This is a genomic window from Halalkalibacter urbisdiaboli (assembly GCF_002156385.1).
GTDB classification, from domain to species: Bacteria; Bacillota; Bacilli; order Bacillales; family Bacillaceae_D; genus Halalkalibacter_A; species Halalkalibacter_A urbisdiaboli.
Genome location: NZ_MVJM01000007.1, coordinates 1 through 24,972 on the forward strand (window position 1 = coordinate 1; position 24,972 = coordinate 24,972).

The 24,972-nt window shown below is 37.3% G+C and carries 22 protein-coding genes, 1 rRNA gene, 1 other RNA gene and 1 pseudogene; 5 read left to right on the forward strand and 20 right to left on the reverse strand.

Annotated elements, in window-relative coordinates:
• Nucleotides 1–403 precede the first annotated feature (403 nt).
• The 4 genes from truA to B1R93_RS21545 all read right to left on the reverse strand — a co-directional run bounded on the left by truA (nt 404) and on the right by B1R93_RS21545 (nt 3,533).
• Nucleotides 404–1,141 carry a tRNA pseudouridine(38-40) synthase TruA gene (gene truA / locus B1R93_RS21530; RefSeq protein ID WP_088105971.1) on the reverse strand — a complete coding sequence of 246 codons (738 nt, stop codon included), beginning with the start codon at nt 1,139–1,141 and terminating at the stop codon, nt 404–406.
• A gap of 242 nt (nt 1,142–1,383) precedes the next feature.
• Entirely contained in the window at nt 1,384–2,364 is a 981-nt protein-coding gene (locus B1R93_RS21535) for an alpha/beta fold hydrolase (RefSeq protein ID WP_088105972.1), read from the reverse strand.
• Nucleotides 2,365–2,598: 234 nt separating this feature from the next.
• Nucleotides 2,599–2,883: a hypothetical protein gene (locus B1R93_RS21540; RefSeq protein WP_088105973.1), complete on the reverse strand. Its 285-nt coding sequence runs from the start codon at nt 2,881–2,883 to the stop codon at nt 2,599–2,601.
• Nucleotides 2,884–3,008: 125 nt separating this feature from the next.
• Nucleotides 3,009–3,533, reverse strand: coding sequence for a 5' nucleotidase, NT5C type (locus B1R93_RS21545; RefSeq protein WP_088105974.1), 525 nt, complete (start codon nt 3,531–3,533; stop codon nt 3,009–3,011).
• A gap of 332 nt (nt 3,534–3,865) precedes the next feature.
• Between B1R93_RS21545 and B1R93_RS21550 the strand changes: the two genes are divergently transcribed.
• The gene (locus tag B1R93_RS21550) at nt 3,866–5,725 is read left to right on the forward strand and encodes a sialate O-acetylesterase (RefSeq protein ID WP_088105975.1); all 1,860 of its coding nucleotides are present in this window, start codon (nt 3,866–3,868) and stop codon (nt 5,723–5,725) included.
• A 310-nt stretch (nt 5,726–6,035) separates the two neighbouring features.
• Here the strand turns inward: B1R93_RS21550 and B1R93_RS21555 are convergent, their stop codons facing one another.
• Nucleotides 6,036–7,580, reverse strand: a complete 1,545-nt coding sequence (locus B1R93_RS21555) for a malate:quinone oxidoreductase (RefSeq protein WP_088105976.1) — start codon at nt 7,578–7,580, stop codon at nt 6,036–6,038.
• A 491-nt stretch (nt 7,581–8,071) separates the two neighbouring features.
• Here B1R93_RS21555 and B1R93_RS21560 point away from each other — a divergent pair, with 491 nt between their 5' ends.
• On the forward strand, nt 8,072–8,266 hold the full coding sequence (locus tag B1R93_RS21560) for a hypothetical protein (protein WP_088105977.1): 195 nt from the start codon (nt 8,072–8,074) through the stop codon (nt 8,264–8,266).
• A 447-nt stretch (nt 8,267–8,713) separates the two neighbouring features.
• Here B1R93_RS21560 and B1R93_RS21565 read toward each other — a convergent pair whose 3' ends face one another.
• The 3 genes from B1R93_RS21565 to B1R93_RS21575 form a co-directional block, all read right to left on the reverse strand.
• Nucleotides 8,714–10,132, reverse strand: a complete 1,419-nt coding sequence (locus B1R93_RS21565) for a Na+/H+ antiporter NhaC family protein (RefSeq protein WP_088105978.1) — start codon at nt 10,130–10,132, stop codon at nt 8,714–8,716.
• A 158-nt stretch (nt 10,133–10,290) separates the two neighbouring features.
• On the reverse strand, nt 10,291–11,964 hold the full coding sequence (locus B1R93_RS21570; RefSeq protein WP_088105979.1) for a ribonuclease J: 1,674 nt from the start codon (nt 11,962–11,964) through the stop codon (nt 10,291–10,293).
• 368 nt (nt 11,965–12,332) lie between these two features.
• Nucleotides 12,333–13,205, reverse strand: coding sequence for a cell wall hydrolase (locus B1R93_RS21575; protein WP_088105980.1), 873 nt, complete (start codon nt 13,203–13,205; stop codon nt 12,333–12,335).
• A 417-nt stretch (nt 13,206–13,622) separates the two neighbouring features.
• Here B1R93_RS21575 and B1R93_RS21580 point away from each other — a divergent pair, with 417 nt between their 5' ends.
• Nucleotides 13,623–14,387 (forward strand): CPBP family glutamic-type intramembrane protease, encoded by a 765-nt coding sequence (locus tag B1R93_RS21580; protein WP_088105981.1) that lies wholly within the window; start codon nt 13,623–13,625, stop codon nt 14,385–14,387.
• 216 nt (nt 14,388–14,603) lie between these two features.
• Here B1R93_RS21580 and B1R93_RS21585 read toward each other — a convergent pair whose 3' ends face one another.
• From B1R93_RS21585 to B1R93_RS23170, 6 genes are all read right to left on the reverse strand, one after another.
• Nucleotides 14,604–15,071 (reverse strand): hypothetical protein, encoded by a 468-nt coding sequence (locus B1R93_RS21585; protein ID WP_133058696.1) that lies wholly within the window; start codon nt 15,069–15,071, stop codon nt 14,604–14,606.
• Entirely contained in the window at nt 14,996–15,991 is a 996-nt protein-coding gene (locus tag B1R93_RS21590; protein ID WP_088105983.1) for a hypothetical protein, read from the reverse strand. The genes B1R93_RS21585 and B1R93_RS21590 overlap by 76 nt, the downstream gene beginning before the upstream one ends.
• A gap of 274 nt (nt 15,992–16,265) precedes the next feature.
• Nucleotides 16,266–16,381: ribosomal RNA gene (rrf, locus tag B1R93_RS21595) — 5S ribosomal RNA — on the reverse strand.
• A gap of 68 nt (nt 16,382–16,449) precedes the next feature.
• Nucleotides 16,450–16,632: non-coding RNA, 6S RNA (ssrS, locus tag B1R93_RS21600), on the reverse strand.
• A gap of 234 nt (nt 16,633–16,866) precedes the next feature.
• Nucleotides 16,867–17,427, reverse strand: a complete 561-nt coding sequence (locus B1R93_RS21605) for a DEAD/DEAH box helicase family protein (RefSeq protein WP_088105984.1) — start codon at nt 17,425–17,427, stop codon at nt 16,867–16,869.
• 140 nt (nt 17,428–17,567) lie between these two features.
• Nucleotides 17,568–17,714 carry a hypothetical protein gene (locus B1R93_RS23170; protein WP_165763914.1) on the reverse strand — a complete coding sequence of 49 codons (147 nt, stop codon included), beginning with the start codon at nt 17,712–17,714 and terminating at the stop codon, nt 17,568–17,570.
• Between the two features lie 195 nt (nt 17,715–17,909).
• On the opposite strand from B1R93_RS23170, the pseudogene B1R93_RS21610 reads away from it, so the two are divergent.
• Nucleotides 17,910–18,626: pseudogene (locus B1R93_RS21610) on the forward strand (aldo/keto reductase); the annotation flags it as partial.
• Nucleotides 18,627–19,026: 400 nt separating this feature from the next.
• Here B1R93_RS21610 and B1R93_RS21615 read toward each other — a convergent pair.
• Nucleotides 19,027–20,079 (reverse strand): tetraprenyl-beta-curcumene synthase family protein, encoded by a 1,053-nt coding sequence (locus tag B1R93_RS21615; RefSeq protein WP_088105986.1) that lies wholly within the window; start codon nt 20,077–20,079, stop codon nt 19,027–19,029.
• 3 nt (nt 20,080–20,082) lie between these two features.
• Complete coding sequence (locus B1R93_RS21620; RefSeq protein WP_088105987.1) at nt 20,083–20,670, reverse strand: uracil-DNA glycosylase; 588 nt, start codon at nt 20,668–20,670, stop codon at nt 20,083–20,085.
• Nucleotides 20,671–20,863: 193 nt separating this feature from the next.
• On the opposite strand from B1R93_RS21620, the gene B1R93_RS21625 reads away from it, so the two are divergent.
• Nucleotides 20,864–21,109: a hypothetical protein gene (locus B1R93_RS21625; protein ID WP_088105988.1), complete on the forward strand. Its 246-nt coding sequence runs from the start codon at nt 20,864–20,866 to the stop codon at nt 21,107–21,109.
• Between the two features lie 39 nt (nt 21,110–21,148).
• On the opposite strand, the gene qoxD is transcribed toward B1R93_RS21625, so the two are convergent.
• Genes qoxD through qoxA form a run of 4 tightly spaced genes read right to left on the reverse strand, consistent with a single transcriptional unit; the run spans nt 21,149 to nt 24,930 of the window.
• Nucleotides 21,149–21,433 carry a cytochrome aa3 quinol oxidase subunit IV gene (gene qoxD, locus B1R93_RS21630; RefSeq protein WP_088105989.1) on the reverse strand — a complete coding sequence of 95 codons (285 nt, stop codon included), beginning with the start codon at nt 21,431–21,433 and terminating at the stop codon, nt 21,149–21,151.
• Nucleotide 21,434: 1 nt separating this feature from the next.
• Nucleotides 21,435–22,031 (reverse strand): cytochrome aa3 quinol oxidase subunit III, encoded by a 597-nt coding sequence (gene qoxC / locus B1R93_RS21635; RefSeq protein ID WP_088105990.1) that lies wholly within the window; start codon nt 22,029–22,031, stop codon nt 21,435–21,437.
• On the reverse strand, nt 22,031–23,977 hold the full coding sequence (qoxB, locus tag B1R93_RS21640; protein ID WP_088105991.1) for a cytochrome aa3 quinol oxidase subunit I: 1,947 nt from the start codon (nt 23,975–23,977) through the stop codon (nt 22,031–22,033). Before qoxB ends, qoxC begins: the two co-directional genes overlap by 1 nt.
• Nucleotides 23,978–24,030: 53 nt before the next feature.
• Nucleotides 24,031–24,930: a cytochrome aa3 quinol oxidase subunit II gene (qoxA, locus tag B1R93_RS21645; protein ID WP_088105992.1), complete on the reverse strand. Its 900-nt coding sequence runs from the start codon at nt 24,928–24,930 to the stop codon at nt 24,031–24,033.
• Between the last annotated feature and the right edge of the window lie 42 nt (nt 24,931–24,972).

The following is a 24,972-nucleotide window of genomic DNA, read 5'->3' on the forward strand; positions in this document are numbered from 1 at the left end:
AAATGGTGAGCTGATTAGCTCGAATAAAAATAAATTGACGAGATTTGATTTTATCGAAATAAAACAATCTCTTTTTCGCTTGGCTTTTGTTCAGTTTTCAAAGAACTAGTTTATCGCATCTCAGCGACAATTACTATTATAACATAATAATTTATTCTACGCAACATTTATTTAAAAGTTTTTTTATGACGACTTTAATTTATTGTTGGAGACATATAATAATGTATCATACAACAAAGTTCTGCGCAAGAATTATTTTATTTATTTTTCAAGCTAGATTTATAACTTTATCATACCCTTCGACAAAAATCAACACCTCACTTCTACAAAAAATAAACCACGCTCGCGTCGAACGTGGATTTCTTTAAAAATCGTTTTCCATTAAATTAAGAGATGCTTACTCCTAAAAATCAATCTTCTCTAAATACAGCCCATTGGGTTCCGCCATTCGACCTGTTTTATTTCTTTCTTTTGATTCGATGATAGCCGGTATCGATTCTGCCTCCATTGCTCCTAATCCAACTTCAATCAATGTTCCAACCATCTTTCTAACCATATTATAGAGAAAGCCATTTCCTCGAATTCTAATCTCAATGAATCCTTCATTTTCTCCTATATGTATTGAATGAATTTTGCGTACCATCGACTTTTTCTTTGATTTCGCATTGGAATATGCCGTGAAATCATGCTCACCGACAAAATATTCAGCCGCTTTTTTTACCTTAACTATATCCATCTTTTTATCAATATGCATACTATACTTGCGCATAAACGGATTCGGATGAGGTTCATTCCATATTTTATACAAATACGTTTTTTCCTTTGTATTATATCGAGCATGGAAACGCTCAGGAACCGAGATAACCTCTGTCACACTAATGTCTTGAGGTAAATATTGATTTAAATAACTCTTCACTTTAGATTCTGTAAACTTTTTATCAATTTTAACATTTGCAATTTGCTCAAAAGCATGAACGCCTGCATCCGTTCGACTAGAACCAATAATCTCAACATCGTCCCCTACAAGTTCAGATAGAACATACTCAATCTTTCCTTGAATCGTATTTTCTCCTTTACCGAGGCGTTGCCAGCCCTTATAGCGTCCGCCATCGTATTGAATAGTTAATTTATAATTATTCATCCTTATCTCCTTACCTCTAAATAAATGCTTTCTTAATTGTCCCATTGTAGCATATTTAATTCGTTCAAAGCACGTACCTAAAAGTTCGCTGCAATCATTTTATAATATACTCTACATTTATTATGCTATCACAGAGCTTAGAGCGTAAACCTCTTTGTAACGATATTCTATACGCTCGCTAAATTCACAATACTTGCAAAATCTAAGTCCTATATGTTTAATCTATTATAAATCTCTTGTTTCTACTCTACATTTCCATAGATAAATTCCATGGCAAGATCGTATATCATTTCAGGACCATATAAATAAATAGAGTGTGAGCCTTTGATTTTTATTACTTCTGATTTAACTAATTGTTCGGCCGTAGCTTCATATTTTTTGTTTTTTTGGATAGTATGATGAGAATTTTCATCTTGATCTGTATACGCAGACAGGAATAGGATAGGAGTATCGTACGGTAATGGAAGGGCGACTGATTTTAATGAATTATCATAGCTCTGTAAAATCTCTCGCTCCATATCATTGTTAAAAGCTTTTTTAAAAGAAATGGCTTTAAATATTTCTTTTTCTTCATCTGACAAAAAGGATTGCTTGATTACTTCAGGGTCATAGGTAGCAGTAGGGAATAATCTATGAATTCCTAAGCTTGTAACAAGATTCATTCCTTTTATAAATAACGATTGACTTATACCTAGTTTATTTTCAACGTACTCCACAGGTAAACCAATATCTAACGCAATGATACCCTTAACCTCTTCTGGATATTTTTGCGCCCAGTAAATAGCTTCTATTCCTGATATAGAATGCGGCACCAAAACATAAGGAGGCTTATTTCCACTTAAAAATAGCGATTTTCTTGTTTGGTCTAAAATTGTATCAATGTCCCTGTCATCATAATAAATATCACTATATCCATAGCCAGCTCTTTCAACCAACGCTATCTTATGCTCTTGCGAAAACTTGCTGTACAAATCCTTCATTTCATAAATCGGGGCAGCTATCCCTGCTCCAGGCATGAATACATAGGTATCCTTCCCGTCTCCCTCAACATAAACATTTAGCTTCTTTTTATTAACCTCAACAAGTGTTCCTTTATTCGTAATTAAATCTGATTCCAAACTTAGTTGATAATGATGGTAAGAAAAAATTGAAGTTGTAATAACAACCGTTATCACAATACTAAATAAAAAAATTTTCTTTACCCATTTAGATGCTTTTTTCATAATAAGTTTCTCCCTTCTCATTATATAGAAAGGATATAACAAAAAAATCGATTTGTAATAAATTTCCTTAAATTTAATTATAATTTTCACATCATTGGTATGATTCTCACGGAATGAGATTGTCTAAGTCTTTTTGTCAGTTCTTTATATAATAGATTCATAAAAAAATAACCCACCTTCAACCACAACTGAAAGTAAGTTACTCATCTTAATCCCTAAATCAAATAAATTAGGTTACTGCGTTTTTTCTGTAATATATTTGATAAATGTTTCACGATGCATATCGTTTTCAATTATTTTTTGGACATAGTATGGATCTACTAATAACCCTTTTTTCTTATTGTCTATAATCCACTTTTTTGTATTTGGATTTTCTAACAGCTGTTTAAACCAATCCTGATTCTCAAGCTTAATCCAAAGATCGTTCAAACTCGGCTCTTCTTTTCTGAAAATAACCTTTTGAAATAAATGAATAAAAAAAGCTCCTCCAAGTAAGCATATAAACAATAAAACAAGCACGATGCTATCCCCTTCACATCAATACACAAACGATTCCATTATAAAAAGAGCAAATTCATTATTTTCGCCCCTTCTAATACGAACCAATGCAACTAACATCTACCACATTTCGGCCTCAATATACATTATCTCAGGAAAAACTCCCGAACATCTTGCCAATTGTTTACCCTCACATAACCAGTTACATTAACATTGAGATGAGATGTGAACAATATTCCCTGACCCGAAAAGCGTTTGAAATGTCTTGCATTGTCATCAATTAAATAATCGGCATTAATAATACTTTTGTCTCCACAAAAAACAAAATTCATATCATTTAAAAAGCCAAAATGCTCCTTCAACCATTCATATTTCGCAGTAAATGACGCAGGAACCTCCATTGCTGCTGTTGTAATAAATATTTCGTACTGTTCACTTAATTCCTTTATCACTTGTTGACTATCCTTCATAACTGGTAAATCACGAAAAAAGGAAGGGTCACTTAAGTGTTTCGTCAACTCCTCTTTTAAGTGTGGTCGTATTAATCTAAGTCGGGTACCATGCAAATCTTCTATTGTAAGTTTTTCTTGAAAACGTCGATTAAAATAGGCTAAATGCTTTGGAACGAAATCCGCCATTACTTCGTCCATATCTATCGCAATTCTCTTCATAAGGACCTCCTTCAACTTCGTACACTTTCTCGATATTAACCCTTAAATTAAAGAATTCATCTATTCTCATTATAGTTGATGTAAATTTAATAGAAGATGCGCCAATAGTTGAACCATTATCCATTTTATCATTAAAATTGGCTTTTTATTAGGTAAATAACTAAAAAATCATTGGAGTTTCTTGTTACACATTCATTTAGTATAGTTCAGATTCATTCCCACCCCATCTTTGATTCTATTTTTTTACACATCTGGATTAAACGTTTGCCCAAATAACAATATTTAGCTATGATTATGTCAACACAGCTGCTCTAACATGAAAGGTGGAAATTATGAAACTATCTAGCATTATTAGCGACGGCATGGTTATACAACGTAATAAACAAGTAACCATATCTGGAAATACGAAACATTTCCAGAAAGTGTGTCTAACTTTTCTTGAAAAATCATACGAGACAACTTCAGATAGTAACGGAGATTGGTCGATTAACTTAGAGAATTTAGAACCAGGCGGCCCCTATCATATGGAGATTGTCGCAGAAGAAAAAATAGTTATTCAAGATATTTTAATCGGTGATGTATGGGTGCTTGGAGGGCAATCCAACATGCAGCTGCCTATAAATCGTACACTTGACTTGTTTTCCGATGAAATAAAAGATGCTAATGAACCTTTTATCCGTCAATTCTCTGTTCCTCAGAACTACAATTTTCATAAGCCAGAGCAATATTTAGTAGGTGGAACCTGGACGAGCGCGACTCATCCTGATGTCATGAATTTTAGTGCAGTTGGTTATTTTTTCGCAAAGGAACTATACGAAAAGTATTGTGTACCAATCGGGTTAATTCAGACAGCCGTTGGTGGAACACCTATTGAGGCTTGGATCAGCGAGAAAACCTTACGAAAGATCGGAGGTTACGATGCGGATTTAGATTATTGTAAAAATGATTTCCACATTGCCGAGAAAAAGCGTAGCGACGAAGAACGACATGACCTTTGGTATAAGAATTTAAATGCCAAAGATCCAGGGCTGAAGGATATAAGTTGGTATGATTCCACCATGAATGTAGATGATTGGGATGAGTTTGAAATCCCGAATTCTTGGAAAGACAGTAACCTTGAAAACATCAGAGGTTCTGTCTGGTTCAGAAAAGAGTTTAACCTTCCTTCTTCGATGCTAGAAAACGAAGCAAAATTGGTGCTAGGGACGATCATAGACGCAGACGAAACTTATATCAATGGTACATGTATTGGAACTACTGGCTATAAGTATCCACCTAGACGCTACCTTATTCCAGAAGGGTTATTAAAGTCTGGTACAAACTCCATTACCGTCCGTGTAATTAGCACACAAACAACTGGTGGATTTGTAAAGGGTATGCCTTATAAGCTTATTGCCAATGGTAAAGAACTAAACCTACAAGGGACGTGGAAATACAGGATTGGTGCCATAACAGAAACTCTTGAACCGCCCACTTTTTTTCAATATAAACCAGCAGGTGTTTACAATGGAATGATTGCACCACTCGGAAATTATTGTATGAAGGGCGTCCTTTGGTACCAAGGGGAATCAAATACACAACATCCCAAAGGCTACAGTAGACTTTTTAATGCGTTAATGAATGATTGGCGAGAAAATTGGAAGAGCGATGCAGTTCCATTTATCTATACTCAGCTTGCAAATTTTGAGACTAGTGATACGAATCCAGACGAAGCAAACTGGGCAGTGCTTCGGGAAGAACAACGCCTGGCTCTTAATACCTCTAATACGGCAATGGCTGTGGCAATTGATATTGGAGAATATAACGACTTACATCCACAAGATAAGAAGACGTTAGGAAAGCGCCTTGCATTAGGTGCCATAAATAAAGCTTACCATGAGGACATTGTATATAGTGGACCACAGTATAAAAGAATGGAACATATCGGAAATTCCATTCATCTATCCTTTGATCATGTAGGGAGTGGTTTAACTGCACGTGATGGTAACCTAAAGTATTTCACCATCTGTGGCACGGACGGGAAGTTTGTTCCTGCTAATGCATTTTTACGTGACAACAAGGTCATCGTTAGCCATGAACAGATTAAAGATCCGTGTCATGTTAGGTATGCATGGTTAGATAACCCTGAGGGTGCAAACCTTTATAACAAAGAAGGTTTACCAGCATCTCCGTTTACTACAGAAAGTAAATAGAACATAAAGAGACAAACCCATTACCACGTAATTGGGCTTGTCTCTTTATTTTATTAAAATAGTCTAAAGGAAGCTATCGTTTTAAGGAATGGTTTGGACTAAATACAATATCAATTTTTTAGAGTTTGCAGTTAAGTATGATACGCTTTACTGCACTCTCTAGCCGCAAATCTTTAAAAAAGAACCTTCAATCCAAAGTAGATCAAAGGTTCATTGTTTTAGTTCCAATGAGTAAATGTTTCATTTTATATCTGTATTTTTCAATCCATATTATTATTAAAACAATTCGTTCATTAATGAATCTTGATGCTTAAACTTTTTCATTCAATACCTTTGCTTCTTCATCCAAAGAATGAACTAATACCTGTTCTTTTTCGCTTAGACCAAGAATCTGCGCTGTTGAAGTATGAATTTCGTGGAGAAGCTCTGGGTTTTCCATTAATGAAACGCCATAAGAAGGAATCATTTCTTTGATTTTCGGTTCCCACTCTTTCATATGTTCAGGGAAACATTTTGTCATGACTTCAAGCATGACGGAAACAGCAGTAGAAGCACCAGGAGAAGCACCAAGTAATGCTGCTATCGAACCATCAGCGGCACTAACCACTTCCGTACCAAATTGAAGCGTTCCTTTGCCACCAGCTTCAGTATCCTTAATTACTTGCACACGTTGGCCCGCTACTACTAAATCCCAATCCTCACTTTTTGCATTCGGGATAAACTCGCGTAGCTCTTCCATACGTTTTTCTTTTGATAACATCACTTGCTGGATTAGGTATTTTGTCAATGACATGTTTTTTGCACCTGCTGCCAGCATCGTTAAGAGATTATCCGGTTTTACGGAAGTGATTAAATCAAACATTGAACCGTGCTTTAAAAACTTTGGTGAGAAGCCGGCAAACGGTCCAAATAGCAATTCTTTTTTATTGTCAATAAATCGTGTATCAAGATGCGGAACAGACATAGGCGGAGCACCAACCTTCGCTTTGCCATAGACTTTAGCATGATGCTGTGCTACAACATCCGGATTATTACATACCATAAATATTCCGCTTACCGGGAACCCACCAATAGCCTTCCCTTCAGAAATACCGGATTTTTGAAGTAAATGGAGACTTCCTCCTCCGCCGCCGATAAAGACGAACTTCGCAGTATGTCGTTCGACAGTACCGCTATCCTCATTCCGTACCTTTAATTCCCACATGCCGTCACTAGTACGTTTAATACTGTTAACAGCATGTTTGTAGTTTATATCAACATTTTTATTCTCTAAGTGTTCAAATAACATGCGTGTTAAAGCGCCAAAGTTGACATCCGTTCCTGAGTCAATCTTTGTTGCTGCTATCTGTTCATTTGATGCGCGTTCTTGCATAATAAGCGGAATCCATTCCATCAGCTTTTCCGGCTCATCGGAAAACTCCATTCCATGGAATAGTGGATTATTTGACAGCGCTTCATAGCGTTTCTTTAAAAATGTTACATTTTGTTCACCTTGCACTAAACTCATATGAGGCAATGACATGATAAAGTCCTGTGGATTTTGGAGCAGATTGCTGTTTACTAGATAAGACCAAAACTGCATTGAAACCTGAAACTGTTCATTAACACTTATAGCTTTACTAATATCTATAGAGCCATCCGGTTTTTCGTTCGTGTAGTTAAGCTCGCAAAGTGCAGCATGCCCCGTACCTGCATTATTCCATTCGTTAGAGCTTTCCTCCCCTGCTTTTGCAAGCTTTTCAAATACTGTAATTTCCCATTCTGGTACTAATTCTTTCAAGAGCGTCCCTAAAGTCGCACTCATGATTCCGGCGCCAATTAAAATGACGTCTGTTTTCGTTTCTCTATTGCTCATTTTTACCAACCTTTTCACTAAATTTTATGTAGGCGTCACACCTAGCTAAGGCGCGACCAAGTCACACATCTTTTCTGTCTATTATCATATATTGTTTATTATAATTATTTATAGATTAATATATCTACTATTATATGATAATTATAAATTATTTAAAAGCTAATAAAAGTAGAAGTCCGACCAACGACTAGAACCACACATAAACTAGAGCCTTAAAATCAAGCTCTTTGTAAGGGTTAAGGCTTGGGTTTACCGTTAAACCATCAACCCCTAATTTTCGCCTTTACTTATCATAATCCTCATCAATAGTTTAACGAAATTATAAAAAATTGCAGCCTCCCTCCCCAAAAATCAATCTAAAACATCAAGATAAGTATTCTTATTATTAGTTCACGATGATAAAAAAATCCAAATTAAATAAAGTAATATTGATACTTTTCGATTATACTGAACATACTACGATTGTAAGCAGTAGAGAAAGGAACGTCACAATGACAGAACAAAATTCAACCGAAACACCTAAAAAGAAAATTAGTCTTCAAGAAGCAATCAAACAGCAACTTGAAAACAAAAAAAAGCAAGCTTTATCAGAAAAACAAGCAAAACATCACTCACATGCCACGAAACAAATGAAAAGCCAACAAACAAAAAAGCAAAATAACCAAAGAAAAAGAACAGGCGTGTAAGAACATCAAATAACAGACTAAACAGTTTGTTCAAAGTATAAGTAAGCAGAACCCTCCCTTTTAGTAGCAAATTTTTTTTAATCTAGTTACTTAAAGGGAGCTATTAACTTTAGACTATTTTCTTCATTTCAATTAAATCATCTATTTCCAAACATATTAAATAAAATAAACGAATAAATCCAATTGTCTCAAATCCTACCTATGTAACACCGAAGGACGGTAGCAAACACACCCTTACCCCAGGTTACGAGCAATTATTGATATATTTCTAACACTTTTATCAAAAAATCATTCCTTTCGTTCTTTACTTTTATCACTCTTTCTATCGTACCATATTCTAATTTCACATTTTACCATTTTACGGAGATTTTTTATTGTCGTTAACATGCAATAACAAGACGAAAATCGATGTGATTTTCGCCTTAACTATTTCGATTGTGTATTGGATTAGAATATGAACGTAACACCTACATATAAGACGGACGTAATTCCAGCTGCAATTAATGCTGGTTTTAATTTATATTTAGCGTAATCCATAACTGAAAGACCTAATATTTTTGCAATTGTATTCGTATCATCACTTAACGGCGAAGCAAAGGCACCGAAAGATCCACTTGCAAAAACAGCACCGATGACTAACGGAAGCGAAACATCCGCAACGGTTGCAAGTGATAGGCCAAGTGGCATTAAAATCCCCCAAGTCCCCCACGCCGAACCGATAAAATATGAAACCGCAGCACCAAATATAAAAATGAGCGGAGCAATGAACATTTGTGGAATCCAACCTGAATGTGCTGTAACAAAAGCAGAAAAACCTAAATCATCCGTGACAGCTGAAAGACCCCAAACAATCGATAGCAATAAAATGACCGACATTAACTCATTTCCACCCTCAATAAATCCACCGACAAGTTCGTCTAACTTAAAGCGTTGAAATAGATAGAACGCCATCGATACTAACACGGTAATAATAAGTGCAATCACCATCGCATCAAGGACATCCGCTTTAATAAATGCTTCCAAAAAACCAAAGCCTTGAACATGGCCATCCCACCATGTTAAAAATAACGTCAAACCTATAACTAAAACCAAGGGAAGCAAAAGGTTCATCGGTTTTATCGGTAATTCTTTCGCAACCGAAGGATGACAATCATGCCAATCCTCTAATTCTTCTTCTACTTCCTGCTCGTTAATTTGCATTGGAGCATTTGATTTTTCTTTCGAATGATGGAAAAAGCTTAAATATACCCCTAAAACAATGGTTACAATCGAAAAAAAGTTAAAAGGAATACTCTGGATAAATAATGAGTAAGGATCAGAAGTAATCCCTTGGTTATCTGCTGCTATTTGAATAATCGAAACCATATAACCTACAAATGCCGTCGCTACTGGGATGAGAACGATAATAGGTGTAGCTGTTGTCTCAATTACAAAACCTAGTTCCGCTGTCGTCATTTTTACTTTTTTCAGCAACGCTCTCATAATTGGCGCGATCGTAACAAAGCGAAAGGTAGGAGCAACGAAGGTTCCTATCGTTGAGACATATGTAAGCATAAGCGCTTGTTTTCGTGTTTGGATTCTTTCCGCTGCTTTTTCAACAAATCCTCTAATTCCTCCCGTCATTTTAATCATGCCCACAAGCCCAGAAAATGCATATAAAAAGACAATAATTTTTATATTATTCGTATCAATCAATGCTTGAACAACATAGACGAACATTGATTGGATCCCGCCAAGAATAGTCGGTTCCATCAGATAAGCCCCCACTAACAAGCCAAGAAATAGACCGGGTAGAACTTGTTTTGTATAGATGGCAACAGGAATAACGACTAAAAATGGGAGAATCGATAACCAGCTTGATTCCATCAACATCACCTTTATTGTATCCGACTTAAACATTCATACTGTCTTAGGTTGTGATGGAACCGGAATAATATACTTGGACTATTTTCATAATCTAAATAAAACAAAGGCTGTGCCAAAAAGGGTGTTTATTAACCTTTTGGCACAGCCTTCATCTCTAATTACACTTCAATTATTATCGGTAAAATCATCGGCTTTCTCTTAATTTGTGCAAAGAGATATTGTCCTACTGATTTTTTCACGGCTTGTTTAATCGCATTCCATTGATGTTTATCCGCTTTAGTTAAATCATGAACGGTTTTTGAAATAAGGCGATTGACATCTTGTAAAAGTTCCTCTGCATCTCTATTATAAACAAATCCACGAGAGATAGTATCAGGATCTGAAACAAGCTTGCCATCTCGTTTACTCATTGTCAAAACAATCACTAACATGCCATCCTCTGAAAGCTGCTTACGGTCACGTAACACAATTTCACCTACATCCCCAACACCGACACCATCAACATACGTATTTCCAGCGTGCACGTGACGAGTTTGTCTTGCCACAGAATGTTGAATGTCGACTACGTCCCCATTTTTCATAATAAACGTGTTTCCTTGTTCAACCCCAACAGATTCAGCTAGTAAACGATGGTGGTGCAGCATTCGATATTCCCCGTGTATAGGGATTAAATATTTTGGTTTCATTAATGTAAGCATAAGCTTTAAGTCCTCTTGGTAGCCGTGGCCAGAAACATGCATTCCAGATGAGCTACCCGAACCATATATCACATTCGCTCCAAGGGTAAATAAATTATCGACGATTCGTGTAATTCCTCTCTCATTCCCTGGAATTGGGCCTGCCGCAAAGATAACCGTATCTCCAGCCAGTACATCAACCCCTCGGAAGTTCCCCGTAGACAAACGCGATAACGCAGCCATCGGTTCACCTTGACTTCCCGTACATAAAATCGCTACGTTCTCAGGAGCCAGATCGTTAATTTGATTTTGATCAATCAACATACCATCAGGAACAGTTAAATACCCCCGCTCCATTGCAACTTCAACGACATTAACCATACTTCGACCGAGTAAGACAAGCTTTCGCCCTGTTTTCCATGCAGCATCTATAACTTGTTGAACACGACTAATATTTGAAGCAAACGTAGATACAATAACTTTACGCTCGGCTCTTATAAATGCCTCTTCAACATGCTTTCCAACCATTTGCTCAGATGGAGTTAAGCCTGGTCGTTCAGCATTTGTACTTTCTGAAAGAAGAAGCAACACACCTTCTTTTCCGAGTTCAGCCATTTTGTGAACATCTGAATGCTCCTTCGTCGCAGGGGTCAAATCAAATTTAAAGTCTCCTGTATGTACGATATTTCCTTCTGGAGTCCGAAAAACAATCCCTAAACAATCAGGAATACTATGATTTACTTTAAAAAATTCAACACGAATATCATCAAATGTCAGATTCGAATTTGAATCAATCTCAATTAATTCAGTCTCTCTTAACAATTTATGCTCCCTTAGCTTTAATTCAATTAAACCTAATGTAAATCGTGTTGCATATACAGGAACATTTAATTTTTTCAAAAAGAATGGGATTCCCCCAATATGATCTTCATGCCCATGTGTAACAATTAACGCTCGAACTTTTTCTTTATTTTCAATAAGGTAACTAATGTCAGGAATAATTAAATCGATTCCTAATAAACTTTCATCAGGAAACTTATTCCCACAGTCAATAATGAATATATCATTCGCATATTCGATGGCATACATATTTTTTCCGATTTCATTTAAACCACCTAAAGCAAAAATGGATACTACATTTTCTTGTGTACTCAAGATTGTTGCCTCCCTCTTTATATACTACTTTTTAGTATGTCCCTTATTTATTTTCTTTATAAGGAAGGGGGGATTATGGAGGCCACTGAAAAGCCCCTTGAAAGTCATAATAGAAAGCAGCACTGGCTCCGCACATTGCTTCGAGAAGAATCAAAACAGGTAAATTCTTAAAAATACTAGATTAAAACAAAATTTCTGAAATTTTTTCTTGCCCCCTTAAAACAGGCTGTCCATTCGTATAGAGTGACTAAGGACCTTCTTCCTTTTTATGTGCATTTTTATTGGGTGGTCGGGGTTGAGCCACCCAATAAATAATAAACAGCGGAATATTTGTTTTAATATAAACTATTCAATTTTAAAGGATGTTATCAAAACGAAAAAACATGATTTCCTATCACTTTAGAAACCGTCCGACTCCGAATCCACTGATCATCGGTTTTGTCCGGATTAAAAAAATAGAGAGAGCCGTTTGTCGGATCCTCACCTCGTATTGCTCGTTTTGCTGCTTCAATACTCTTAGCATCGGGTTCAGCAGAATAGATTTCGCCACTTGCTGCTGGACTAAATTGATAGTGACCACCATGTTCCTCTAATATGACGTCTTTTACACGTTCAGGAAACTCTTCATGTTCTATTCGATTTATAATCACTGCACCAACAGCAATCTGCCCCTCGATTGATTCACCTCTCGCCTCACAATAAATCATTTTAGCAAGCCATTCGAGATCATCTTCATCCATTTCAATTTCTTTTTCGGTTCGTTCCGGAATCACTATTGACTCTTCCAAATTCGGCAGTTTATTGATTTCAGACAATAGATTATCTGTTTCTTCATAAGGCTGTAAGATGTCTTCAATATCTAAAGACGCATCTGTTAAGAGAGACCCTTCATCCCCTTCTATTGAATCGGTCATAGAACGCTCAGCGCGCTTCTCATCCTTAACAGTTAGTAATCGTTTATCCTGCTCGGTTGCATCGTCTGTCTCAGCTGTAACACTTTTCTCTGTACCTAACACGAAGGAAGTCACTAGCAAAGCTCCTCCCATTATCTTGACAACGCCTTCTTTTAAGTCAGGGAGTTTATTTTTTATAAAACGAGTAGCTTCTTTCTCAAGCGTTTCTTTATCTTCAGCCCGTCTCCCTAACTCCTCCGAAATCTCCTCATAGGATTGACTCATATACAAAAGTACGTCACATCCATTTTTACTTTCTGTTACTTTATAATCACTAAATGAATACAAGTGAACACCCCCTTTTAAACTTACTCTCCCCAATCTTGAGCTTTTCTAAAATATGTGAAATGTAGCACCTAGAAAGAACATTTGACTAAATTCACTCTATAAACCTTGATAAAACGCCAAATAGAAAAAGCGTGTTCTGAAAAAAGATTGCTCAAAACACGCGTAGTATATTCATTTAAAGCTTTATAAAAAAATGCTCATTTCTATCAAGTTCCGGCAATGTTGACTGTTCGATAACGACTGGAAGAAGCCTTTGACGACTCTTCTGCCAGTTCTCTAAACTCTTTGGATTCCTCTGGTCTCTGTATCCATTTCGCTATTGGAGAAATTCCATTTTCTCACCATTTAATTTCCAAGCTTCTAGACCACAGATTTTCACATAAATATATACAAGCCTTAATTCTTATGGAGGTTATCATGAAGCTTTTCGACATGTCTTTACTGACTAAACGACTTGAACTAGTAGGATCTTTCTCTACTCCTAGAGCAATATTAAGTTTAGCTACAGTATTTATACCAATTACGTTAATAAATGAACAATTTTTAAGCTCTGTTTATTTGCAAATACTCATTATGTATTCTTCTATTACAATCCTTGGCTTTCTAATTGGCGGACAGGACTTATTAAACTACCTACAAAAAGTTAATTATTCATGGAAAAAAACCTTCAAAATAGCAATTATTATTTACGTGGCAAATATGATTTTAACCTATTTAGGAATTTTATTAGTCGGTTCAGATCCACAAGGAATCGCTGGAAAAGAAGATAGTATTTATGTTTTCTTTAAGAACCTATCCCTTCTTCCCTTCATTGGATTTGGAGAAGAAATATTTAGACTGCTTACCTTTCTTGGCTTTTTCTCATTATTGCTAGGAAATATTTATGTTAGATTTATTACAGCAAGCGTATTAACGTCGTGTCTTTTTGGCCTTATGCACACCTTTGATTATCCACTGGCAACATTTCTCCCACTCGCTTTAGGTGCTATACCAGTTATTGTGTTAACCATTTACTATAAAAGTGTGTTACCAGCAATTATTCAACACCTACTATTGGACGGATTAAGTTTTCTAGCACACCTTGAACAAATTGGCGAGTGGTTAGCTGGTACAATAATACTATTTGCTGTATTCATTTGGATATTTAGAAAGTATTTCATTAAATCCAAGGATACTACATAAAGCTTCGATTAATTCAAAAAGGTGCTATCTAAAAAACTTAAAGCAAGTAAGGCAGTGCCAAAAGGTTTAAAAAAATCTTTGGCACTGCCTCTTTTTTGCTTAGAAACGTCTGGGCTCAACTAAGATAAGTGCATTTATCATGCTTTACAAAGAAACAGTCTCATTATCTCATTTTCATAGATGTAATGTTATTATAACTCACCTCATAACCTCACCTTAAACCAACGTTAATAACTGAATATACAGGAGACCCACTAAAAGAAGCATCACGGCAAACAAAATATTTGTACGGAAGCCATTATCAATTAAACTTCGTCCGTTTTGACTACTAATTAATAGTAAAGGAACAGTAACAGGTGCAATAATAATTGTCACAGAAACACCAAGTAATAATGACAATGCTACTAAATCAGTCGGATAACCACCTGGAACTCCACTTAAAATTCCAGAAAGTAGCACCATCACCGGAATAGGCGGAAAACCACAAAAGCCGAGTAAGATCACAACGAAAGTTAAACCAACTAGGATATTTACGTTCAACCAGTTGATAGCTACTAAAAAGAATGAAAATAATTCCTGCCCATAACCTGTTTCCTTTAGGGTTCCAACTAAAACGCCTGCAGAAAAATTAGGAGCATTTCCTTTTTCTTTTTCCCTAAATCCTCTGTCACTAGACGAATCCACAAACGTTTATACTGTGCTACGTTTCGATTACTAACAAAATAAAGCGTTGTAATTACAACAATAATAACAGGGGCCGAAAGCAAAATGTTTATGTTTAGCCATTGTGTCATAGCTAAAATCCCCCCCATAAGAAGCGCAACCCAAAACAAAAATTTCCCAACAAGCCCATCGAGGCTTTCATCAGATCGTGCTGAGAGATCAGGTATGACCTCAAAGGTAATTTGCTTCCGATTCAGTTGCAAACGGTACATAATTACACAAAGAATAAAGCCGACACAAGCCAAACCAAACCCCTTTACCATTGTTGGTAATAACGGAGCATTTGTACCTGCAATCACATAAGCAAACGCCGGATGGACAGCCGTCCATAATACTGTTAATGTAAAACCCCTCATAATTGCACTACTTAAAGTAAAATCCCATGCCTCCTTTACAGCTGACTCTTTTTTCGCGTTACGAAACATATGATACACAAAAGGAATCCCTCCAACTGTCATAAAGGAAGAAACAAAGTGTGACAAAGCCGCAACAAGAGTATAAAACCGAGTTGGCGTTGTAATATATTGTTTACCACAAATCAAAAGAGCTTTTACATAAGGCCGGTCGCCAATTATCCAACTGACAAGACTAAACAAAATAACAAGCGGGATAATCGAACTCATCTCGCGCAGTCCTATCCATAAAACAACCGGAGAGGAAGAAGTAACTCCCAAAATAACAATTGAAACAGTGATTAAACAAACAGGGAGAATCATACTCCGTTTCGAACTTACAAAAAAAATAGATAAAAGCATCAATAAACCCGCACCAGAAATAAATTCCCCCAGAAGAGTTAGGTTCCAGACTGTTGAAAGAAAATATAATAGAATAAAAGCAACGAGTGAATAAACAAAAAGTTTATTTATTATAAAAGATAGCATCTTTCTCTCTCCTTAGAGCACCATATAGTTCCTTCTTTTGAGTTTGTGATGAATATTGAAAACCTTTGTCAATCATACCTGAGTTTATAAATTTTTACTGATTATATGCTTACTTCCAAAAACTTTAATGGAAATAAAGCAGTTTTATTAAAATTCTTACACAGGACAAGCTTTTTGCCGTCACAAATATCTTACGGACACATCTTTTTCACCACCTACACGCAATTTTTGTACAATTCAAAAAAGCATAACCCGATTGGGCTATGCTTTATCTGCTTGGCAACGTCTTACTCTCGCAGGAGGAATCCTCCAACTACCATCAGCGCAAAAGAGCTTAACGCTCGTGTTCGGCATGGGAACGGGTGTGACCTCTTCGCTATCGCCACCAAAACTTGTCCGCCGCATTCTAGCGACAGGAATATTAATCATTTAACAACAAGTAACTTTTTCCAAACCTTTTTAAAGCCACATTTGCCGTTTCAATCATCGAGTTTCAAACCACCACTTCTAAAAGTGGGTGTTTGCAGAACTGTTTCAGACGTCCTCTAGCGTTCAAGGCTTGTCATCCACAATACAATGTAAAACTCCCGATATAAGCTTAAAGGTTGAAACATGTATTTACACGAACAACGTAGCCTGTATAAAAGAACTTGTTCGTCGCATCTCTTATTGACATTTATTATCATAACATAATAATTTATTCCACGCAACATATTTTATGATATTTTATATATATAAATTAAATTATATCTAATATAAACTTTTAATAATGTACCACACTAATTAATTCTACGCAATTGTATTTCCGGGTAATAATCTACAGCTAGGTTTAATAATTTATCATAATCATAGTTTAATAGCAACCGTTCATTCTCCTATAATCGAAATTCTTTTTTAATCATTTGGGCTGTTTCTTCTGGACTTAACGTTGTGTTATTTATTTTCATATAATTCTCTTTTTGAATTTCTCCTTCATTAGAGTTTAACCTGTACTTTTGCATACTGTTTTTCAATTCAAGTTCCGACTGTTCGATATTTCTCTTTGTTAGCTTATGTTCTAGCCTATATGGACTTCTATTTCGCTCGAGTCTAGCTTCTATCTCTGCCTCAAGTTCAACAAAATAAATCTCACCTCCATTCGATTCAAAGATTTCACATACCTCCTCTACAAAATCCCAGTCCTCCTGTTGATCAAAAGCCCAAACAAAGGTAAAGATGAGGCCATTAATTGTATTATTTTCAGAAACAACTTTAAATATTTCTTTTCGAAATAGCGTTGATAATCGCCAAGTTTCACTACTGAAGCCAAAAAACGGATAGAGTAGTTCAAGCGTCATATGATTATGGAATAATTTTAATCCTGTTACGTTTTCTAATTCACGGCCTACCGTCATTTTCCCAACGGCTTGTGGTCCAAAAACAATAATAACCTTCATTTATTCACTTCCTCTCAATTGATAAAAGCCGGCTTCATCTTTGAAAGAACACGATGGACCTCAAGAACATTCACCTTTTCAAAGTATGTTTCAAAAAGAAAAAAACCCACGAAAAGCGGATTTTCTTCTTGTACTGTGTCTTATTTTTTTAAGTCTGAAGAATCATCATAATCATAGCGAAAGCCGTCTTCTTGGACGGATTTCGCTTGTTTTGCTTCCGCATTATCAACTGCACTTTGTACTGACTGTTGCTTATTGCTCATTTTTTTGTTTTGTTCTTTATCCACGTGAATACCTCCTAGAAACTTAATTCTCCACATTTATTATCTCTAGAAGTTAAAATTGATATTCACCATGTTCATTCTTCAATCTTTCTTAGTGGCACTTAATAGCGGAAAATGCATAATAAAGGTTGTCCCTTTATCAAATTCACTATCTATCTTTAGTTTTCCTCCCATTCCTTCAATCAAACGAAACGACCATCAAAATGCGGCATTCATTTTTCTGATCAAGAAAAAGGGCTTCCGACTCGGTATGATTTTTCAAAATCCTATATTTTAAAAAGCGTTGATGGGATCCTAACAAGACTTGGTATCGACTACTTAGATATTCTCTTACTCCACCGTCCTGATGCGTTAATGGATTCACATGAAGTTGGAGAAGCCTTTCATGAGCTAAAATCTTCTGGTAAAGTCCGCTATTTTGGTGTTTCCAACATGAGTGCGGGGCAAATCAGATTGTTGCAGCAGCACTGCAATGAGAAAATAATCGTTAATCAATTAGAAATGAGTTTACATAAACTCGGCTGGCTCGATACTGGTGTCCACGTAAACCAAGCAGCAGCTCGTAATAACGTATTTCCTGAAGGGACACTCGAATTTTGTCAAATGGAAAACATCCAGCTACAAGCATGGGGCTCTCTTGCACAGGGCTTGTTTTCCGGAAAAAATATTGATAACGAACGCGACACAGTTAAAAATACCGCTGCCCTTGTAAAGCAGCTTGCCGATGAAAAACAAACGTCACTTGAAGCGATTGTCCTTGCTTGGCTAATGAGACACCCAGCTGCGATTCAACCCGTTATCGGTACGATCAACCCTGCTCGTATTAGAGCATCCGCCGAAGCCATGAACCTAACCTTAACTCGCGATGAATGGTATAGCTTATACGTTCAATCAAGAAGTGTCGCATTACCGTAAATACTTAGAAAGCCTGCTAGTAATGCAGGCTTTTTCACATCGATATCATCATTTCTCTGTTTTTATCATCATTTTTATCGATTTATCATCATTTTTTGAAAGTTATCATCATTTTTGCGCCTGTTATCATCAAACTTCCCACCGAGCTATCTCTTCACGAACCTCACGCAATCGTTGTGCATGACTGATCACCTTACCCGTTTCGGGGTCTGGCGTTGTTTCAACAAAAGTACTTACACCAATTTCCACAAACAATTCCTTCTACTTTAGGTCCGTTTTCGATCAGTTTTATTTTAACTGACCAATTTCTTTTTAACAAAATTAACGTATCCACTGTCTTAATGTACAGCAAAAAACCCCAGGTAGCCCTGGAGTTTAATCGTTCTTATGAAACATGGAGTTAAGCTCTACGATACATCCAACTATTTAAATAGAAGAAAACGGTCGGTAAGCCTCCGAATTTTATAAACCGCTTTGCAGTTTTCTTTAGCTCTTTTTGCACTTGAACCTTTTCATCGGCTAAATAGAGTGCAATAAGCCCCTTGTTTATCATTTTGTGAAACTTCCAATCAGGGAGGCTTCGAATGCTTATTTCCGCTTGTTCTTTTACATATTTCATTCGTTCGACCATTTTCTCTTCACTTTCATAGTAAAACATAAAATTGAGGTCATTCTCTTGTCGGTCTTCTTCTTGATCGATAAAATAGTCAAGCATAATATGCAGACCTTGAACCCAAGGAAAATAACCCTTTTTCAACAAGTTTACACGTTCTCGGTCCAATACACTATTCGCAGCATAGGCAGCAAAGCAAAAAATCCCTAAAGTCGAGCCGGCGCAAGCTGAGAATTCATACCACGTCATCTCAGGCCAGTCGTGCTTATGTCCATCAAACCAATTTTCAAGCAATTCGACTCGTTTACTCTTTTCTACATGCTTATACACCTGTAAATCCACATAGTACTCCGCTAACTGCAACATTTCAGATTGAGCATGTTGAAAGCCTGGCAACTCCATAAGGACCTCCTGACAAGTCGTAACAAGCGAAGCTAAATATCCACCGTCATCCTGCTCGTCCCGGTAACGATAATAATTCATTGTGCTCTTTCCGGGGGTTAATGCATGAAACATCGATGTATGCAGCTCTCGAAAGTCATTCATATCTAAAGAAGTACTTCTGTCACACAAATTATCTAAATAATCACTAATCGTTTGATACGCAACAATAAAACGAATAATTTTTCTGCGATTTTTTCCAGCCAATAGTCCATAAACCGCCCCACCTTCACAGTGAAAGGCTTTATCTTTAATACTGGCAAGTGCCTGTTTACGAAGCTCTAGATCGGGAATCGTCTTTGCCTTTTCTCTCCATTTGTCTAATTCTTTATGTGAATCTGGCAGAACATCTCGGTAAATGTTGAATAACAACGTCCACGGTTTAGTCGGTACTTTCAATCGTTACCCTCCTATTAAGAAATTTTCAGCATAATAATCAGCAACAAGCTTCCAATCTTCAAAAAATAGAGACCGTAAATTAGGGCGCCGCCTCACAGCTAATGGATGATACGCGACAGCAGTTTGAAAGCCTTGAACATTATGAATACGGCCCCGTAACGATTTTACATCCTCATCTGGATTCCTAAAAAAGGATTGAACAGCCACGTTTCCTAAGCAGAGAATTAAAAAAGGTTGTTTCTTTTCAAGTTGGTCATAGAGATGCTCCATACATGCTTGTCGTGCATGCTCCTTGTCGTAGGTGCGTACTGGCTTTCTTTTTAAAATAGATGTTATGTATAAATCATTGTTCGACAACCCCACAGCATGCGCAGCCTCTTGTAACGTTTGCCTCGTCCCACACACAAATGGTTGGTCTTCACGATCTTCACGTGCACCTGGGTTGTCAAGGATGACCATGATTGGCGCTTCTGGATTTCCTTCTCCCCAAACCATTCGTGTACCATGTTGATCTAAGCCACATTCGCTACACGTTATAAGATTGTCAGGCGTTGGTTCCTCTGGCCAGATAACCGGACAAAAATCAGTCAAACTATCCCGCCCCCCAGATTCATTTTTTACATTCCTTAGTATGTCCTTTTATGATTTTCAATACTTTATTAGGCCAAATAAATCACTAAAATTTCTCTAAAGTTAAAAATGGCTAAACTGTGAACAAAATAAGCCAAAGATATTGACAAATTTGTGAAATGATTTGATAATTAATGGTAGGAGGTTGATTGATATGGAAACAAGAGCTAAGCTTTTAAATGCTGTTAAATATATAGGTGGAACCGTTCTTTCTATTGGAATTTTGATTTTTTTAATTGGTTTTTTCGGAAACGATTACACGATTTTAACATCCATCGGGGTTGGCACGATTGTTGGAGCCGTATTTATCTTTTTAATGGGCGTATTCTTTGTTGTAACAGAAGAAATGCTTGAAAAGACGTATAAAGGCGAAAAGGTACTACCAAAACTAAACAAATAAGGAGCATCTTTTGAGATGCTCCTTTTTTCGTTCGTATATCTAAAAATACCCCCAGCTCATTGCTAGTAATGTCCCGAAAACGGTGACGATCGCAATGAACACTCCATAATAAATATTAGCGTAGATTGACTTACTATCCTCTGTTTCACCTGCATGCATGAACACAATTAACTGAACAGCGGCTTGCGTAAATGCCGTAACAAGCAAAATTGACATCCCAACCGCAAATGACATATCTAAGAAATAAACACTAAGTGCAATCACGGTCAAGAGCAATGAAAACACAAAGCCCAGGATTTGTTTCATTGGAAATAATTCTTTCATCTTACATCATTCCTTTCAAATAGACGAAGCTGAAGATGAAAATCCAAACAACGTCTAAGAAATGCCAGTATAGAGAGAAAATAAACGATTTATTAGCTGTTTGCGGTGTCAGCCCTCGTTTTTTTACTTGCATGATGATGAAAATTCCCCAAAACAAACCAAAGGTAACGTGCGCCCCATGTGTGCCAAGTGTCGTTAACAAAATCGCTGAGAACGCACTCACCTGCAATCCTGCCCCGACATGAACATAATGGATAAACTCATAAATCTCAAAGCCTAAAAAGCCAGCCCCTAACACAAGCGTTAGCACAAAGAACGTAATCATCGCCTTTTTGCGGCCAAGACGCATCGCGTGAATACCTAGACCAATTAGAAAGCTACTCGTTAAGAGCAAGAGCGTTTCAATAATAACCGGAGCAATTTCAAATATCTCCGCACCAGTGGGTCCACTTCCTGTGCGATCAACTAACGTAAAATAAGAGGCAAATAGTGTTCCGAACAGCATAATTTCGGCACCAAGGAAAATCCAAAAGCCTAATATCTTTAAACGATTTTCTTCAGAACGATATTCAAGTGGAAGCGAGTGATCTAGTTTCATTATTTAGCACCTCGCAATTCGATTTCTGTTTCTTCAACCTCTTTCACAGAAATATGATATCCATGGTCCTCTTCAAATGAGGAGTAAATCATACACGCAAAGATTCCTAGAGTCGTGATAATTAATAGTGGCCATAATGCGAACACAAAGGCAAATCCCCAAACGAAGAAAATACTACTCATAATAAATGGGATGCCACTATTATTCGGCATATGAATTTCTTCATAATCCCCTTTGAACAATTGATGCCCTTTCTTTTTTGAATCCCAGAACGCTTCACTTGAGTTCACCTCTGGTACAATCGCAAAGTTATAGGCTGGTACTGGATTGTGTGTTGCCCACTCTAGAGAACGAGCATCCCACGGATCAGCACCGATATTTCTTGAAGCGAAACGTGTACTGTAATAAATGTTGTATACTATTAAAGCGAATCCAACTGCCAGCCCAAGTGCACCGATAAACGAAATCATATTCCAAATGCCAAAGCCAGTCGCTTCAGAGTACGTATACATCCGACGTGCCTGCCCATCTAATCCTGAAATAAACATCGGGAAGAAGGCGACACACGTACTAACGGCAATAAACCAAAACGCCCAGCGACCAATTCGTTCATTCAACAGGAAGCCAAACATTTTTGGCCAATAATACGTGAGACCTGCAAGTAAGGCAAACACAACACCCGGGATGATCACTAAATGAAAGTGCGCCACTAAGAACATCGTATTATGATACTGATAGTCGGCAGCTGACATTCCAAGCATAACCCCGGTTACCCCACCAATTGTAAAAATTGGAATAAATCCGATTGTATAAAGCATAGGAACCGTAAATTCAATCTTCCCTCTCCATAACGTGAACAACCAGTTAAAAATCTTAATTCCCGTTGGTACGGCAATTGCCATCGTTGTAATCGAGAAGATACTATTCGTAAGTGCTCCCTGCCCCATCGTAAAGAAATGGTGAACCCATACTAAGAATGAGAGGAAGCAGATGATAACCATCGAGGCAACCATAGATTTATAACCATATAGATTTCGTTTCGCAAACGTAGAAATAATCTCACTATAAATCCCAAATGCTGGTAATATTAAGATATATACTTCAGGATGTCCCCAAACCCAAAACAAGTTTGCCCAAAGCATATCCATTCCACCATTTGACGTTGTAAAGAAGTTCGTCGCAAACAAGCGGTCCATCGTTCCCATCGCCAGTGCCACCGTTAAGACGGGAAAAGCAAACACGATAATAATGTTCGTAATTAATGAAGACCACGTAAACATCGGCATTTTCATTAACGTCATACCAGGTGCTCTCATTTTTAAAATCGTCGTGATAAAGTTAATCCCCGTCATCAACGTCCCGAACCCGGCAATTTGCAAGGCAATCATGTAATAATTTGTTCCAACCGAATGACTAAACTCTGTCCCGGCTAATGGGAAATATGATGTCCATCCCGCGTCAGGAGAACCACCGATGACGAACGAAATGTTAATCAGCATCGCGCCCATGAAGAACAGCCAAAAGCTTAAGGCGTTCATCCGCGGAAAGGCAACGTCACGTGCCCCAATTTGTAAGGGAATGACAAAGTTCATCAATGCCATAATGAACGGCATCGCCATAAAGATAATCATAATTATCCCGTGAGTCGAAAACACCTCGTTATAATGCTGAGCATCTAACACCGTGTTTTCCGGTACAGCCAGCTGCGCTCTCATCATCAGTGCATCGACACCACCACGGAATAGCATTAGTAAAGCTGAAATCAAATACATAATCCCAATCCGTTTATGATCAACCGTCGTCAGCCATTCACGCCACAGATAGCCCCATTTTTTAAAATAGGTTAAGCCGAAGATAATTGCTATCGTCGTAAGGGCAATCGCAACCATTGCCGCGTAAATCGCCGGACTTGGATGAGGTATCGCAAATCGTTGAAAGAATTCCATGCTTTTTCTACTCCTCTCGAAAGGAAATAATAAGACACTATGAAAGAATGAAACTATTCATGATGACTGTGATCCGTAGCCTCATCTTCTGAATGAATAACAGAATCACCGTGATTATGACCACCATGCTCAGCTGAAGGAGGTGGGAAAAACGATAGCTGAGTACCTGTGTATGTTAACTGGCCTAAATGGCCTGGCTCTAGCAGCTTCGTAAATGTATCCTCTGTTAACGGCTTCGCTGTTGCTTTCACTTCTTCGACCCAATCTTCAAATTCAGCTTCTGACATCGCAGCCACGTTAAATGTATTTTCAGCAAACCCTTCCCCGCTAAAGTTCGAATTTCGTCCCATAAATTCACCCGGTGAATCAGCTGCTAAATGCAACGTGTTCACCATGTCAGCCATTGCATATTTCTGTCCACCAAGTTGTGGAATCCAGAAGCTCGTAATGGGCCCATGCGAATAAAGTTTGAATTCGAGCGGGCGTCCCGTCGGAATATACAAATAGTTTACCGTTTCAATCTCTTGCTCTGGGTAACTAAAATGCCACTTCCAATTCGAGGATGTCGCGTAAATAACCAAAGGCTCCTTATCCTCATACCCTTGCGGTGGTGCTTCGATTTTGTAATTACTCTGAACATTAACAAATGAAAGGAATGCGACAATTAGAACCGGAATCCCAACACAAATCCATTCAACAATCGCATTTCCCTCAATGTGAGGCGGTTCATAATCCTCACTTTGCTTAGAAGCACGAAATTTTATTAACATAAAGACTAAAATCGCCAAAACAACAATCACAACAAACAACATCACCCACATCGATAATACGATGTCATTAGCTAGTACTTGAGCTTGAGGACCCTTTGGATCCAGAACCATTAATGGTTCACACCCTGTAAGTACCGTGAGTATAGTGAAAACGATTAAAATAAAAGCCCATCTCATTTTCATAGAGGAACCCCTTCCTTCTGTTCAAAAAGTTTAAAGCTGGGA

Bases quoted from the DNA above. Each gene is read 5' to 3' on its own strand.
- truA (WP_088105971.1), bottom strand. From the start codon at position 1,141: ATGAATAATTATAAATTAACTATTCAATACGATGGCGGACGCTATAAG.
- B1R93_RS21535 (WP_088105972.1), bottom strand. From the start codon at position 2,364: ATGAAAAAAGCATCTAAATGGGTAAAGAAAATTTTTTTATTTAGTATT.
- B1R93_RS21545 (WP_088105974.1), bottom strand. From the start codon at position 3,533: ATGAAGAGAATTGCGATAGATATGGACGAAGTAATGGCGGATTTCGTT.
- B1R93_RS21550 (WP_088105975.1), top strand. From the start codon at position 3,866: ATGAAACTATCTAGCATTATTAGCGACGGCATGGTTATACAACGTAAT.
- B1R93_RS21555 (WP_088105976.1), bottom strand. From the start codon at position 7,580: ATGAGCAATAGAGAAACGAAAACAGACGTCATTTTAATTGGCGCCGGA.
- B1R93_RS21560 (WP_088105977.1), top strand. From the start codon at position 8,072: ATGACAGAACAAAATTCAACCGAAACACCTAAAAAGAAAATTAGTCTT.
- B1R93_RS21565 (WP_088105978.1), bottom strand. From the start codon at position 10,132: ATGGAATCAAGCTGGTTATCGATTCTCCCATTTTTAGTCGTTATTCCT.
- B1R93_RS21580 (WP_088105981.1), top strand. From the start codon at position 13,623: ATGAAGCTTTTCGACATGTCTTTACTGACTAAACGACTTGAACTAGTA.
- B1R93_RS21590 (WP_088105983.1), bottom strand. From the start codon at position 15,991: ATGCTATCTTTTATAATAAATAAACTTTTTGTTTATTCACTCGTTGCT.
- B1R93_RS21605 (WP_088105984.1), bottom strand. From the start codon at position 17,427: ATGAAGGTTATTATTGTTTTTGGACCACAAGCCGTTGGGAAAATGACG.
- B1R93_RS21625 (WP_088105988.1), top strand. From the start codon at position 20,864: ATGGAAACAAGAGCTAAGCTTTTAAATGCTGTTAAATATATAGGTGGA.
- qoxD (WP_088105989.1), bottom strand. From the start codon at position 21,433: ATGAAAGAATTATTTCCAATGAAACAAATCCTGGGCTTTGTGTTTTCA.
- qoxC (WP_088105990.1), bottom strand. From the start codon at position 22,031: ATGAAACTAGATCACTCGCTTCCACTTGAATATCGTTCTGAAGAAAAT.
- qoxB (WP_088105991.1), bottom strand. From the start codon at position 23,977: ATGGAATTCTTTCAACGATTTGCGATACCTCATCCAAGTCCGGCGATT.
- qoxA (WP_088105992.1), bottom strand. From the start codon at position 24,930: ATGAAAATGAGATGGGCTTTTATTTTAATCGTTTTCACTATACTCACG.